The organism is Faecalibacillus sp. MSK20_93, from assembly GCF_020589945.1.
GTDB lineage: Bacteria > Bacillota_I > Bacilli_A > Erysipelotrichales > Coprobacillaceae > Faecalibacillus > Faecalibacillus intestinalis.
The window spans coordinates 1-14732 of record NZ_JAJDKA010000065.1 but is presented as its reverse complement, the minus strand read 5'-3'; the positions used below and the strand labels follow the sequence as shown (position 1 = coordinate 14732).

Sequence of the window (14732 nt, the reverse complement as noted above, 5' to 3'; positions counted from 1 at the left end):
ATTCCTTTCCATTTTGACTGGTAATCCTTCTTGAAAGATAATCATTTCCTCTTGTTAGTGGGGCATAGCCGGGATTCTCTACATTTTGTATCTCTACATCTAGATAAATTCTTTTCATTGTTCCATCAGCTTGTGGCAGATTGATACAGCATAAATAATCAAATTCCGCTCTTCCATGATGAGCAATATCGATGACATTATTTAGCTGTTGGAAATAAGAATTTCCTTCCTGATCCTTCTTTCCTTTAATAAGTTCAATGATTTCTTCTAAAGATACATCCTCAGCTTCTTTAATAAAACCTTTAATGATTCTTCCTAAGATTTCAGGATGTCCTAATATTCTTTTACAGAGTTTATCGATCATGATAATATGATCATTTGATGTGATTTCTAATACTTTTTCCATTTAGTTTTTCCTCCTATTATTATATAGACAATTTTTTGATCTTTTTCTTTTTATTTTTTAAAAAAAGGTAAAAAAAATTACGAAACGAACACGTTTCGTAATCAATCTTGTTTCAATTTTTTCATCATTTGAGGAATTTCGTCAATTACTTTTGAAGCAACAACCGTATAATTTTCTTTATAGACTTCATCACCACATAAACCATGTAAATACGTTCCTAAAATAGCCGCATCTTTTGGCAAATAACCTTGTCCTAAAAAGCTACTAATAATTCCAGCAAGTGTATCCCCCATACCTGCAGATGACATTCCTTTATTTCCTGACATAATACGATATGTTTCATTTCCATCACTAATAAGAGTATGTGGACCTTTTAAAACTAAGGTAACATGATATTTTTTTGCAAATGCATTCGCTTGATCTACCATTTCACTTGTTTGCTTAAAATCCACAAATCTTTTAAATTCTCCATGATGTGGTGTTAAAATCCAAGAGGAATGATGATTTTCTAATAACTCTGGATGTTTTGCAAGAATGGTCAAGGCATCACCATCAATCACAACTGGAACTTGTGTATGACTTAAAAGTTCACAGACAAAACGTTCACTATCTTCATTTAAACCAAGTCCACTTCCTATAAGAATTGCATCTTTCCCTTGTAATAAATGTTCATCAAAATAATGTCTTTGACATGATGTTGCCTCTGGACAAAATAAACTTAAAGAATCAATTACTTTTTCATTAGACCAAACCGTAACCAATCCACTTCCAGCATAAACAGCTGCTTTAGCTGCTAAAAGTGCAGCTCCTCGATAATGATAGCACCCTGTTACATGCATAATTCTTCCATAAGTTCCTTTGTGTCCATCATATAAACGTTCTTTTATATGATATTTAGCCCATTTAAAATCAATTGGTTGTGAAAATAGCATTTCTTCATGAAAAGATTTAGCATCTAATAATTCTAAAATCACTTTCCCTGTATACATTTCACTTTCTGGATTTAAAAAAGCAAGCTTATAAGCTGTTAACGTTATTGTTTGATACGCACAAATACAGCTATTATAAGGTTTTCCTGTATCAGGATTTAAACCTGTAGGAATATCTATCGCAATAACATCTACCTCTATATTATTTATAAGATCAACAACATATTTAACAATTCCTCTTAAATCACTATTAAGTCCAAAGCCAAACAATGCATCAACTACCACATCGAAATGTGGAACACTTTTTTGAAATTCTTCAAGTGTTTCTTCACTTACAAATAAACACTCTATCGATAAAGATTGTGCTTGGTCAAGATAATATCTATTTGCTTGACTGAGTTTTTCTTCTTTTCCAGTTAAGCAAAGTAATACCTCTTTACCTTCTTGGTGTAATTTAATTCCTAATGAAATCCCATCAGCACCATTATTCCCTGGCCCACAAACAATCATAATACATTGATACTCATCAAAATGTTTCAATAAACAATCACTGGCTTTATCTACTAATTGCTCAATTGAATAGCCATAATCCAACAATGCTTGATCATATCTTTTTAATTGACTACTTGTTGCAATATACAAAAAATCACCCTCTTTAGATATATTATATCGTTTTTAAAGGCAAAAAAAAAGGTTTCAAATCGAAACCTTTATTGATATCTAAGTCCACATGTAAATTTACCTACACCAGAAGAAACTTTAACAACATCTCCTGTATGTGGTGCATGAACATATTGTCCATTTCCAATATAAATTCCTACATGTCCTGAACGCCATAAAATATCTCCAACTTCAAGTTCAGATAAACTTACTACTTTTTTAGCAGCAGCTTTTTGTTCTGATGAAGTTCTTGGAATATAAATACCATTTTGTCTATATACCCATTGTGTAAATCCTGAACAATCGAATGAATTAGGACCAGTTGATCCCCATACATATGGACATCCTGTTTTAGAAAGACCTGTATTAACGATTCTTTCTCCATAGAATGTTACTTCCACTTGTAATTGTACTTCTGATTTATTACCTGCTGAATCCACACCTGTATATGTGACTGTCTTTACTCCTGTTGTAGAAGTATCAATTGTATTGAATGAAATCTTATCTTTCATATCACCATCTAAGTTATCTACGGCAGATGTAATATATGATTTTAAATCAACATTGCTTCCTTTATCAACAGATACTTTATTTGTTGATAAAACGATATTTGGTCCAGTAATATCTTTAACAGTAGCATTCAATGTTACTTTTGATGAATTACCAGCGCCATCAGTAGCAATAATTGTCATTTCTTTTTGTTGATTTAATTGTTTAGTATCAATTGTTCCTTCTACTTTAGGTTCAATATTTGTATCTAAGTTATCACTAATTGATACATAGTCTTGCCATTTAAATTCACTACCATAATCTACTGTAATATCACTTCCTGATTTTAAAGTAATTTCTGGAGCTTGCATATCAGCAATAAAGAATTTAAACGCTTCTTCAGTTGTATTACCACTATTATCACTTACTGAAACATTAATTGTTTGTGTTCCTTGTTTTGAAGTATCTAATTGTTTATCACTTTCGATAAATGGTGTCACATCTCCATCTACATTATCCACTGCTTTAATATATGAAGATAAATCTTGACTACCATAAACTGGTACTTCAATATAATATCCATCATTTGCACCTAACATTTTTAATTTTGGTGCTTCTTCGTCAACAACATCTACTTGAATTGTTTTAACATCAGTATTATTAAACTGATCTGTTGCACGCACTTCAACTTGATATGTTCCTAATTGTTTAACATCTAAGGAATCATCATCAGCTTCTACTAACAGCTCACTTCTACTATCATGATTATCAACAACATCAATTGCATCCGTATCAAACTTTTCACCGTAAGGAATTTGAATATGACTTGATACAATCTCAGGCTTTTCATGATCCACACCAGCATAACCTACTAACATAAATGCAGCTACCCCAGCGATTGGAATAAACATTGCTTTTCTATTTTTAATTTTCTCATCAAACAATGTTTTGAGCTTGGTCTGTATGTCTGTTTTCATAATGTTCTCCTTTTGAATTTTTTTAACCGTCTATTATCATAACACATTTTATTTAAAAATGCAAATTTGTAGAATTTATCAATCTTTTTTCAATTTTATTATACCCAAACAATCAATAATTAGTTTCATTCATTATTAAAAATATATTCTTTTAAAGTACAAAAAAAGCCGTGATTTTTCCACGACTTTTTAATATTAAGGTCTAATTGCACATGTAAAGCTACTTACACCAGATGAAACTTTTACAACATCTCCAGTTTGTGGAGCATGAATGTATTGGTTACCACCAATATAAATTGCTACATGTCCTGGTCTCCATAAGATATCCCCAGGTTGTGCACTCGAAATACTGATTACAGTACCAGATGATTTCATCGCACTTGATGAATGTGGTAAAGATTTACCAGCTTTAGCATAACACCATTTTACTAGACCAGAGCAGTCAAATGTATTTGGTCCTTCAGCACCCCATACGTAAGGGCACCCAAGTCTTGAATAGGCAGCACCTATAACTGATGTTCCGTAATAATTTGGTCTAGAAGTAGTACCAATAGCTACAGAACCTTTCTTAGAAGAAGTACGTACCGCATTAACTTTTACAGTTAATGACGCACTACCTTGATTTCCAGCAGCATCACTTACTGTATAAGTAGCTGTATAAGAACCAGCTTTTGAAGTACTTACAGAAGGAATTGATACTTTTCCTTTTACATCTCCATCTTTATTATCAGTTGAACTTGATAAGTAGTTAGATAAATCTAAACTTGCTCCTACGTTTACAGAAACTTCTGATTTTGATAAAGAAATTTTTGGCGCTTCTGTATCTTTTACAGCAACATTCAATTGAGCAGAAGATTCATTACCAGATGAATCAGTTGCTTTAATTGTTAAAGTTTGTACACCATCTTCTTTATGGTTATCAATGCTTCCTTCTACTTGAGGTTGAACGACACCATCAAAGTTATCTGTAACATCTACATAATCAGATAAGTTAAAATCTGACCCATAATTTAATGTAACATCTGCACCATTTTTCAATGTAATCACTGGTGCAGCATCATCAGTCACAGCAAAATCAATTGTTTTTTCTGTTTCATTTCCTGAAACATCTGTGGCTTTTAATGTAATTGTTTGTGTCCCTAATTTAGAAGTATCTAAAGTTTTATCTGCTTCAATAAATGGAGTTACATCACCATCTACATTATCAGTTGCTTTTACATAACTTGATAAATCACTACTTCCATTAACAGGAACTTCAACTACATAACCTTCATTTGAACCTAAAGTTTCAAATTTTGGACCTTCTTGATCCACTACTTTTACTGTAACTTCTTTTGTTGTTTCATTATTAAATGAATCAGTAGATGTTACAGTAACCTTATAATCTCCTAATTGTTCAACATTTAATGATGCAAGATCGGCACTTACTTGAATGTCTTCTCTGCTATCACGATTGTCAGTTACATCTACAGTATCAACATCAAATTTTTCTCCATAAGGAACCTCAATTTGATCAGATGTGATTTCTGGTGCTTTTGTATCAGCAGCAGCGTATCCTACTAACATAAATGTTGCAACACCTGTAATAGGTATAAACATCGCTTTTCTATTGACAATTTTTTCTTGGAAAAACTGAGTTAACTTCTCTTTGACTTTGTTTTCATCTACATATTGACTAACTCTTTCCTTAATATTTCTCTCCATTCGTCTCCTCCTTTCAACAAATACAAACGTATTATAACGTAAAATCAACTAAAAATCCACCCTTTGCCCTGTCTATACAAGTAGTAAATCCCTTGAATGTCAACCATAGCAAGGGATTTAGAAGATTCAATTTTTTTTAATTTTTTTTGAAAAAATCCTTAATTTTACGTAATCCTAAATAATATTTATGATTAATCTATGCTTTTCAAAGACTCAACCATGTCTATTTTTTTAAGAACTCTTCGCATATAAAGATTAATCAAGAATGTAAATGCCATTGTTAAAATAATAGCAATCATATAGCATCTGATATTAACTGTTCTAATAAACATCGCCATATCTACTTCAACCGTTCTAATCAAATAAGTATGAATAATCTTACCAAGACCAAGTCCAACAATCGAACCAATAAAGGCTAAAATAATGTTTTCTCTAAAGACATAATCATAGACTTCTTTTGGATAGAAACCTAAAACCTTAATCGTTGCAATTTCACTTTTTCTTTCTTGAATATTAATATTTGTTAGATTGTATAAAACAATAAACGCAAGTGCACCTGCACAAACAATTAAAATAAAGACAACACTATCTAAACTTTCCATTTGACTATAAAATCCTTCTGAAATACCACTGACATATTGAATAGAAGTAATATTTTCATGATGATCACAATAATTTGTAAGTTTCTTTTCACTTGCTTTTTTATTTAATTTAAAATATTGGCTATTATAATGAACTTCATCTTTGGTTAAGTTTTCATAGTATTTTGGAGACATATAAATATAATGTCTAAAATAAAGCTTATAAATACCTGCAATTTTTACTTTATAATCTTTATTATCTAATGATAATGTAAGTTGATCACCAACTTTTAAATCTAATATTTCGGCAAGTTTTGCATTGATGTAAACACCATCATCTTTAAGATTTAAAGTCTTGCCTGTTTGATAATCACTCATATGAATATATTGATCAAAATCTTTTGTTTCACTTGGAATTTCAACTGTTACCATTTGTTGATCAATCGTGATCGTTTTATTGTAAATACCCATTGTCGATTTCACTTGAGATTGCCCTTTAAAATCATCTTGTGCTTGTTTTTTTGTCGTTGCTGTTAAATCATCTTTATAATTTACAACACCATCATAAATCCACATATTGCCATATTGTTCGCTTGCTAGTGGAGAAACAGAATACTTGATTCCAAAACCAATAACGATCAATGCTGTACAACCTGCTATTCCAATAACAGACATAAAGAATCTCTTTTTATATCTAAAGATATTTCTCATTGTTACCTTTTGATTAAATGATAATCTCTTCCAAATAAAAGTAATTCTTTCAAGTAATATCCTTTTCCCTAGCTTAGGCGCTTTCGGTCTTAAAATTTGCGCTGGAACAGCTTGTAATTCTTTATAACAGACCATAAAAGTGACAAATAAAATAATCACGACTGAAATAATATATGTCTGTATACATGTTGCTAGTTCAAAAATAATACGTGTTGGTGCTCCTATATCAAACATCATAATACGATATAAATAGTAAATAATACTTGGGAAGAAATATGTTCCAAAAACAATTCCAATACTACTAGCAAAGAATGTTGCTAGAAAAGCATAGATCAAATATTGCATAATCACATCTTTTTTCTTATAGCCCAACGCTCTTAATGTTCCATTTTGTACTCTTAGTTCTTCAACCATTCTTGTCATTGTTGTCATTGAAACAAGAGCTGCTACTAAGAAAAAGAGAACTGGGAACAGAATTGATAAAGCTGATATTGAATCACAGTTACCACTATAACTTAAGATTGCTGCGCTTTCATTTTTAGTTAAGGTAATGATTTTTCCTTTTTGTAAATCAGCTACTTGTTGTTTAGCTTCATTTAAATCACTTTGTGCTTGATCTAATTTTACTTTAGCTTCTTCTAATTGTGGTAAGTTACTATCTAAAGTATTTTTAGCTTCATCTAATTGTTTTTTAGAATCAGCAAGTTTGATTCCTGTTTGATCTAAAAGAGCTTTAGAAGCCTTTATTTTTTGATTTGAGGCATCTAATTGTTGTTTACTTTGTACAAGTTGAGCATTTGTTTGATCTAAAACCGTTTTATTTTGATCTAGTTCTTGTTTAATAACAGGTAATTGTGTTTTTAAAGTAGTGATTTGTGATTCATTTTGTTTTAATTGATCATAGCTTACAATCAAAGTTTGCGCTTGTTGATAATAAGGTGAATCACTTGGAATATTTTTAGCTTGTTCATAACCACCAAATTGACTTAACGCAGCTTCAACAGTTTGGATAGACGTATCATATTGATCAACTTTTTCTACATAATCTAAATAAGTCTGGTAACCTGCTTGGTATTGTTTAAGTCCTTCTTGGTATTTTTGATACCCTGTTTGATATTGACTTAAACCAGCTTGATATTGTTTTAAACCACTTTGGTATTCTTTTAAACCTTGTTGATATTGAAGATATCCTTGATCATATTGTTTTTTACCATCAAGATATTGATTCATACCATTTTGATAAGCATCCATTCCCTCTTGATATTGTTTTAGACCATCTTGATACTCTTTTTCACCATCAGCTATTTTATTCAAAGCATCTTCTTTTGTTTGATTGTAAAAATCAAGATTATAATCTTTTAAAATTGCTTTGATTTTTTTATTGATTGGTTTTACATACTCATCATAATCATCATCAAATTCATATAAATGATTTTCATTTTTTAAATGAATACGCAAATCATTATAAAAAGTCTTTTGATCATGTAAATCAAACAATTCATCAGGAACAGCCATATGTTCATTTCCTTGATTTAAAACAAGAATAAACCCACTATTATTCCCATCACCTAAACTGTTTGTACCTCTTTCTAAATTACTTACATAACGACTATCATTAATGATTCCTACAATTTTATATTCTTTTTTACCATAATCATTTTCTAAAGTAATTTGATTATTTAATTTCAAAGATGATTTTTTTATATACTGATAATCCATCAAACATTCATTATCTTTTTGAGGGTATCTTCCCTTTAATAATTCAGGTAGGTCTACCCCCTTTGAAAAATCATCATCACTATAAACTGTCATCCCGATATTTGCTTTTTCATCATATGACATTAAAGCATCAAAGCGAAAACCATAATCAACAGCTTCTACTCCTTTTACTTTTTCAACTTTTTGAATAATAGATTCATCAAAACCATATGTTGCAATATAGTTCAAATCATTCCATTTATATGTTTGTAAATAATCGTGCATTGATTCTTTCATAATCAAAGGACTTTGTCGAAGTCCTGCAAAAAATGAAGCTCCTAAAAAAACAATACAAAAAATAGATAAAAATCGTGCTTTTGTTTTTTTAATAATTCTTATTTGATTTTTAACATAAGCATTTCTTTTCATTATTACCACTCAATTTCTTGAATAGGTTGAGGATGTTCATTTAAAAACATTTGATCAACCTTTCCATTTTTTAAATGAATCACACGATCTGCCATTGGAGCTAAAGCACTATTATGAGTAATCACAATAACTGTCATTTTATACTTATCACACATTTCTCTAAGCAAAGCTAAAATAGCTTTCCCTGTTAAATAATCTAAAGCTCCCGTTGGTTCATCACATAAAAGTAATTTAGGATTTTTCGCAATCGCTCTAGCAATTGCTACACGTTGTTGTTCTCCACCTGATAATTGCGCAGGAAAGTTATTCATACGATTTTCTAGTTCTACCCTTTTTAAAACCATTTTTTCATCTAAAGGATCTTTAGATATTTGTGAAGCAAGTTCAACATTTTCTAAAGCTGTTAAGTTTTGCACAAGATTATAAAATTGAAACACAAAACCAATATCATCTCTTCGATATTGCGTAAGTTTTGCTTCATCATAACGCGCAACATCTTGACCATCAACCATAATCGAACCACTTGTAGGTTGGTCCATTCCTCCTAGTAGATTTAAGATCGTTGTTTTACCTGCTCCACTCGGTCCAACAATAACCACAAATTCACCTTTATTAACTTCAAAATTGACACCATTACTGGCATGAATCTCAACATCTCCTACTTTATAAGTTTTTTTCACATCTTTAAATTGTATAAATGCTGACATAAAATACCTCACTTTCTTATTTTATGATAAAATAATTATAGCATATTTAAGGAGGTTATTTATGAAAATTATGATTTTATCCGATAGTCATTCCATGACCAAACAAACCCTATTACAATTTATTAAAAATCATCCAGCATCTTATTATATTCACTGTGGTGATATCTATATGCCTTATACTCCTTTAGAAGTAGATCACTTCTATAATGTTCGAGGAAACAATGATTTTGTTGATTTACCAAAAGATTTAACACTGGATATTGATCATTTGAAATTCTTTATTTGTCATGGACATCTTTTCCACATTGATGAATCCCCTTATGAACTTGAAGCGTATGCTTCCAATCATCATCTAGATGTCGTTTGTTTTGGTCATACACATAATCCAACTTATTATAAAAAAGAAAACACAATTTTTATCAATCCAGGAAGTATGACTTTTCCTCGCGGTCAGTACCCTCATCCTACTTATTGTGTATTTGAAACCACAAACCAAGAAGTCACATTTTATGATTTAAAGACCGACTCTCCTTGTAATCCTTTTGAAGTAAAGAAAAAAGAATCCTTTTTTAAAAGATTCTTTAAATAATTATTTTTCCATAATGATAGAAGTTGGTAAAATGCCTTTATAAAGTTTGATACTTAATAAATAGCTTATAAACAAAGGAACAATTTGTATAATTAAGATAATTAAAAATAAATAAAACGTAATTTTAGCTCTTAGAAGTAAATTACATAAGATAATGATTTGATAGGATAATGGAAGTAAAAGAATAACACCATAGAAACAAATCATTTCTTTTTTTATGATTCTTTTTAATTGTTCAAGAGAAAAACCTAAACGACAAAGATTTTCAAAATTACCTTTTCTTTTAGAAAGCTCCATTCCTATTTTAAAAACAATCGTCAATGACATTAAAATCATCACTGAAACATAAGACATTAAAGCAACCATTGAAACAAGTGGTTGTTTTATTGTATAAACGATAATACAAGTAAGTAAAACAGAGGAAAGCAACGAAATCAGCAATAATCCAAAGATTTTTTGAATGTCACTATGAAAAAATCCTAATGAAATTAAATCTTTTGAATTCTCTAATGAATTATTTCTTTGCCTTTTTCGAATATATTCTGGTAATACTTTTTTAATAAGACCTGATATACCAATCAAGCCAAATAAAGCTATAAACATATAAGAAGTTGAATCTTTCACAAATAAGAATAAAACCATTGGCACAAAATAAAGAATAATAAAAACTTTACTCGTAATTTGTGGACCTTTTAAACCACTTAAATCTATTTTATTTTTATCATGAATCATAGAATTAATCGTGCTTCTAACACAATACCCCAAATTCAACATAGAACACCACATAACTTCAAAAGCAAGAATCATAAATGTTGCTGGAAAAGTTTGGCTTGATAAATAGAAAAGCTGTCCGCTATATTTAAAAGTCATCATAAATAATGAATTGATCGATGGAATGAGTAAATAACCTAAAACAAGACCTAAAGGAATCGCACAAAGCATAATCGTAAAGACTTGTAAGAATAAGTAGAAGCCTAATTGATAAATACTTGCTCCTGACATCAAAATAATCGAAATTTCTTTTCCTTTATTAGAAACATAAAAGTTATTTGCGAGAAAAACACAAAGCATAGCAATAACAATAACAAAAACTGCAATGGGCGTCACAAAGGTTGTATCATCTTTTCCCAAATGAATGCCTGAATAAGGATTAAACGTAAGATTAAAAAAAGAGAATATAAAAATAGTTGTAAGAAGAAAGGTCAAAAAGTAAAAGATACTTTTTGACATATCTTTCTTTAAAGAAACAAATGCAAGTTTAATGATACCCATTATTCAAAAAGTTCTTGTGATTCACTTGAATTAATATCAACTATTTTATAAAAATATTCTTTTTGTGATAATCCTTCTCTTTCAATCGTACAATCAATAATGCCATCTTTAATATATAATAGTTTAGAAGAATAAGAAGCAATCTTACTATCATGTGTTACCATTAAAATAGAGACACCTTCTTTTTCATTAAGTTCTTTAAATAAAGAAAGAATTTCATGAGAGTTTTTACTATCAAGATTTCCAGTTGGTTCATCAGCAACAATCAATTTAGGATTAGTAACTAAAGCACGACAAATAGCTACTCTTTGTCTTTGACCACCTGAACATTCATTAGGATATTTATCAAGAGTTTGCGCTACATCAAGTTTTTTAGCAACTTCTTCGACTCTTTTGGTAATTTCTTTTTTATCCACATTTGCAAGAGTTAGTGGTACAGCGATATTTTCAAAAATAGTTAAACTATCTAAGAGGTTAAATTCTTGGAAAATAAAACCTAAATTTTCATATCTAAACTTACCAATTTCCCCTTCTGACATAACACGTACTTCTTTACCATTAATAAAGACTTTTCCTTTTGTAGGAATATCAATAGTTGAAAGGTTATTAATGAAGGTCGATTTACCAGCCCCAGAAGGTCCCATAATACACACAAATTCACCTTCATACATTGTTAGTGAAACTTCATGTAAAGCTTCATAAAGTGTTTTTGTTCCAATTCCATAAATTTTTGTAATTTTATCAGCAACAAGTATTTCTTTTCTTTCCATTTTATTTTCCTCCTTTGATTGGTTTAACTACTGCATTGATATATTGAACATAAGTAATAAATCCTGAAATAATAATTGGTATAACATAAGATAAAACATAGATAAATGCAAATTGAAGTGACATATCTCCATAATAAATAAAACGTCCTGATATAAAAACAATATAAACAAGCGGAATTAAAATCAAAACAAAATAATAACTAATAACTTCTTGTCGTACTATTTTATTAAGTTCTTTTTTGGTATAACCGATTTTCCATAAATTCAAGAAAAGTGTTTTTCTAGTCATAGCTTCCATCGATAACTTATAAATAATCGAAACAACTAGTAAAACAATAACGACCACATAACCAATAACTCCTGTCGTAAATTCACGTGGTGAATGAATATTAGAAGCAAGAATGGCAAGCATTCCTGTAACAGCTACCGTCATTAAAGAAAATAAAAGAAGTGATCTTTGAATTGAATAATTTAAATTAGAAATTGAAATAAGAATATATCTTTTTGTAAGAAAAATTCCTCTTTTTAAATTCCTTACAATATCTGGTAATACATATCGAATCACCCCTACTGCCCCCGATAACCCTACAAGCGTTGGTGCAATATAAGCAGTTGGTTCATGGGGATTCATAAACATCATAACAATTCCAAAAATATAGATTCCAAAAAAAGTAAGTGAAACACTTTTTTTTGTATTTTTTTTAACTTTCATTTCTTTTTCTTGACTTAAAAGAGTTTGAATATCATTTTTATGTAAAAAGCCTGCCGTTAAAACACAAATCATTGATAAAACAATGGCAACTAAGATAAAGGAATAAAGATAAGCTTCACTTGGTATAATGGATGGATCTTTAGAAACGCTTAACATTTGATACATGTAATCATTTGAAAAAGGAACCACACATCTCCCAATTAAAATTCCTAAAGGCGTAGCAAGAATCAACAAAGTAAATGTTTGATATAAAACATACATCGTTGAATTAATGTACCCTGAACCAGACATAGCCATAATAGCAAGTTCTGTTGTCTTTCTTGATAAAAAGAAATTATTTGCGAAGAAAATCATAAAACAACAAAAACAAATAATTAAAAATGACAAAACTGAAGAAAAAGGCATTTGTACATCATTCCATGTACCACCACTTCTAGCAATCGCTTGATCAGCTAAATCTGGATTATTAATAATATTGAAAAATACAAAACATACGGCAACCGCAAATATTAACGTAATCCCATAAAAAAGACTCTTTTTATAATCTTTAACAAGCATTCTCATTGAAAACCTAAATGTTCCCATAATAACCTCCTATTTAAATAATTCTTTGATTTGATCAACAGATTGAATAATTGTGTTCATTTCTTCATCAGAAATAATCACTTTCATCTTTCCTATGATTTCTTGATAGATATCTTCTGTCTCTTGAATCAATTGTTTTCCCTTTTCTGTAATTGTAACATTCGTATGTCTTTTATCCACACGACTATTACCAATTAAAAGATAACCTAAATCATCTAAGCGAAAAACAATTCCCACTACCGTTGAATGAGAAAGCTGAAATTCTTGACAAATTGTTTTTTGATAAACTGGACCATCCGCCTTTTCAATAAAACGAATAATATTCAATTCATTAAACTTGATTCCATAAGGTTTTAGTTTTCTACTTGCAAATTTGTTCATTTGTGTCACCAACAAATCTAACACAACAAGAACTTGATATTCTTGATTCATTAACATCTCCCCAATTCCCTTTTACTATTATAATAGCGCTTTCATTAAATAACAACAAAAAATATGTCGAGTTCGACATATTTAAGCAAAATTGGATAAGACTTGATTATTTTATCATGTTAACCCTTTTATTTTGATTTTTTTCATAAAATAAAAAAACATTTTAGAATATGCTCTAAAATGTCTTAAATAATTTCTCCTACTCCTCTTAAATAATAAGTCACAACTGTAATCAATTCTTTAGCTACTTCTTCTACATACTTATCAGATGTTTCCTTATTTCCTTGAACTATAAAAAAGATATCTTCACTTTCATTTGTGACTTTAGTTTTATCAACTTGTCTTATTTCACTAAAACAAATAATATCATTAGCATCATCTATATAACTATAAATACCTGCTTTAACAACTTTTGCTTCTTCGCTACCTAAAGGAATATAGTTTTCATTCCCTGTTATTAACTTTAAACTAATATTTCCTTCAGTTTTTGCTAAATCATGCGCCCCTAATGCAAGTTTAGTATCCATTGAAATTAGATTATAGATATCTACCAATGGGTTAATTTTATGAAATTCTTGTTTTTTTAATAAATTCTTTAATAAATTTTCACTTGCAGGTAAATTCTTTCTTTTAGGAATTCCTACTTCTTTATGTAAATCATAAAAACCTTGAATAATTCTATTTTCTTTTAACGTATCAAGTGTATTATTTTCTAAAAGACGTTTAACATGAACATCAATATAATCATTTAAAGATGAAGAATACACAGTATTATTAATACCATGTATTCTTACACCTTTTATTTTTACCCCTAAATCTAATACTTCTTGTTGTATCTTGAATTGAAAATTTTTCATCCCTATATTTTCCTTTTAAAAAAAAGGAAAATAATTTCCCTAATCTTGAATTAAAGGTGTTGATAAATAACGATCTCCACCATCTGGTAACAAGACGACAATTGTCTTCCCTGCATTCTCTTCTCTCTTTGCTAGTTCTTTGGCTGCATATAATGCTGCCCCTGATGAAATCCCTACTAAGATTCCTTCTGTCTTTGCCATTTCTTTCCCTGTCGCAAATGCAT

12 protein-coding genes and 1 pseudogene are annotated in these 14732 nt (G+C 29.7%); 1 reads left to right on the top strand and 12 read right to left on the bottom strand.

Annotated elements, in window-relative coordinates; all coding sequences use genetic code 11:
- The 6 genes from LJD34_RS13930 to LJD34_RS13905 form a co-directional block, all read right to left on the bottom strand.
- Window positions 1–406: hypothetical protein (locus LJD34_RS13930; protein ID WP_227360185.1), on the bottom strand; the 406-nt coding region annotated here is incomplete at its 3' end.
- Between the two features lie 101 nt (window positions 407–507).
- Window positions 508–1977 (bottom strand): NAD(P)H-hydrate dehydratase, encoded by a 1470-nt coding sequence (locus LJD34_RS13925; protein WP_227360184.1) that lies wholly within the window; start codon window positions 1975–1977, stop codon window positions 508–510.
- A gap of 68 nt (window positions 1978–2045) precedes the next feature.
- Window positions 2046–3461, bottom strand: a complete 1416-nt coding sequence (locus LJD34_RS13920; RefSeq protein WP_227360183.1) for a C40 family peptidase — start codon at window positions 3459–3461, stop codon at window positions 2046–2048.
- A gap of 195 nt (window positions 3462–3656) precedes the next feature.
- Entirely contained in the window at window positions 3657–5165 is a 1509-nt protein-coding gene (locus LJD34_RS13915; protein WP_227360182.1) for an immunoglobulin-like domain-containing protein, read from the bottom strand.
- Between the two features lie 191 nt (window positions 5166–5356).
- A complete protein-coding gene (locus LJD34_RS13910) occupies window positions 5357–8584 on the bottom strand; it encodes an ABC transporter permease (RefSeq protein ID WP_227360181.1) in 3228 nt (1075 codons plus the stop codon).
- Window positions 8585–8586: 2 nt separating this feature from the next.
- On the bottom strand, window positions 8587–9291 hold the full coding sequence (locus LJD34_RS13905; protein ID WP_022000750.1) for an ABC transporter ATP-binding protein: 705 nt from the start codon (window positions 9289–9291) through the stop codon (window positions 8587–8589).
- Between the two features lie 61 nt (window positions 9292–9352).
- Here LJD34_RS13905 and LJD34_RS13900 point away from each other — a divergent pair, with 61 nt between their 5' ends.
- Window positions 9353–9880, top strand: a complete 528-nt coding sequence (locus LJD34_RS13900; RefSeq protein WP_032089881.1) for a metallophosphoesterase family protein — start codon at window positions 9353–9355, stop codon at window positions 9878–9880.
- On the opposite strand, the gene LJD34_RS13895 is transcribed toward LJD34_RS13900, so the two are convergent.
- The 6 genes and pseudogenes from LJD34_RS13895 to LJD34_RS13870 all read right to left on the bottom strand — a co-directional run.
- Window positions 9881–11011, bottom strand: a complete 1131-nt coding sequence (locus LJD34_RS13895) for an FtsX-like permease family protein (RefSeq protein ID WP_200764850.1) — start codon at window positions 11009–11011, stop codon at window positions 9881–9883.
- A gap of 140 nt (window positions 11012–11151) precedes the next feature.
- Window positions 11152–11922: an ABC transporter ATP-binding protein gene (locus LJD34_RS13890; RefSeq protein ID WP_227360180.1), complete on the bottom strand. Its 771-nt coding sequence runs from the start codon at window positions 11920–11922 to the stop codon at window positions 11152–11154.
- Between the two features lies 1 nt (window position 11923).
- The gene (locus LJD34_RS13885; protein ID WP_117481129.1) at window positions 11924–13219 is read right to left on the bottom strand and encodes an FtsX-like permease family protein; all 1296 of its coding nucleotides are present in this window, start codon (window positions 13217–13219) and stop codon (window positions 11924–11926) included.
- A gap of 9 nt (window positions 13220–13228) precedes the next feature.
- A complete protein-coding gene (locus LJD34_RS13880) occupies window positions 13229–13651 on the bottom strand; it encodes a MarR family winged helix-turn-helix transcriptional regulator (RefSeq protein WP_107030117.1) in 423 nt (140 codons plus the stop codon).
- Window positions 13652–13836: 185 nt separating this feature from the next.
- Window positions 13837–14508 (bottom strand): B3/4 domain-containing protein, encoded by a 672-nt coding sequence (locus tag LJD34_RS13875; protein ID WP_117792837.1) that lies wholly within the window; start codon window positions 14506–14508, stop codon window positions 13837–13839.
- Window positions 14509–14547: 39 nt separating this feature from the next.
- Window positions 14548–14732 (bottom strand): annotated as a pseudogene (locus tag LJD34_RS13870) (cysteine synthase A); the annotation flags it as partial.

Coding starts and splice junctions, on each gene's coding strand:
- LJD34_RS13920 (WP_227360183.1), bottom strand. CDS start 3,461: ATGAAAACAGACATACAGACCAAGCTCAAAACATTGTTTGATGAGAAA.
- LJD34_RS13915 (WP_227360182.1), bottom strand. CDS start 5,165: ATGGAGAGAAATATTAAGGAAAGAGTTAGTCAATATGTAGATGAAAAC.
- LJD34_RS13910 (WP_227360181.1), bottom strand. CDS start 8,584: ATGAAAAGAAATGCTTATGTTAAAAATCAAATAAGAATTATTAAAAAA.
- LJD34_RS13905 (WP_022000750.1), bottom strand. CDS start 9,291: ATGTCAGCATTTATACAATTTAAAGATGTGAAAAAAACTTATAAAGTA.
- LJD34_RS13900 (WP_032089881.1), top strand. CDS start 9,353: ATGAAAATTATGATTTTATCCGATAGTCATTCCATGACCAAACAAACC.
- LJD34_RS13890 (WP_227360180.1), bottom strand. CDS start 11,922: ATGGAAAGAAAAGAAATACTTGTTGCTGATAAAATTACAAAAATTTAT.
- LJD34_RS13885 (WP_117481129.1), bottom strand. CDS start 13,219: ATGGGAACATTTAGGTTTTCAATGAGAATGCTTGTTAAAGATTATAAA.
- LJD34_RS13880 (WP_107030117.1), bottom strand. CDS start 13,651: ATGAATCAAGAATATCAAGTTCTTGTTGTGTTAGATTTGTTGGTGACA.
- LJD34_RS13875 (WP_117792837.1), bottom strand. CDS start 14,508: ATGAAAAATTTTCAATTCAAGATACAACAAGAAGTATTAGATTTAGGG.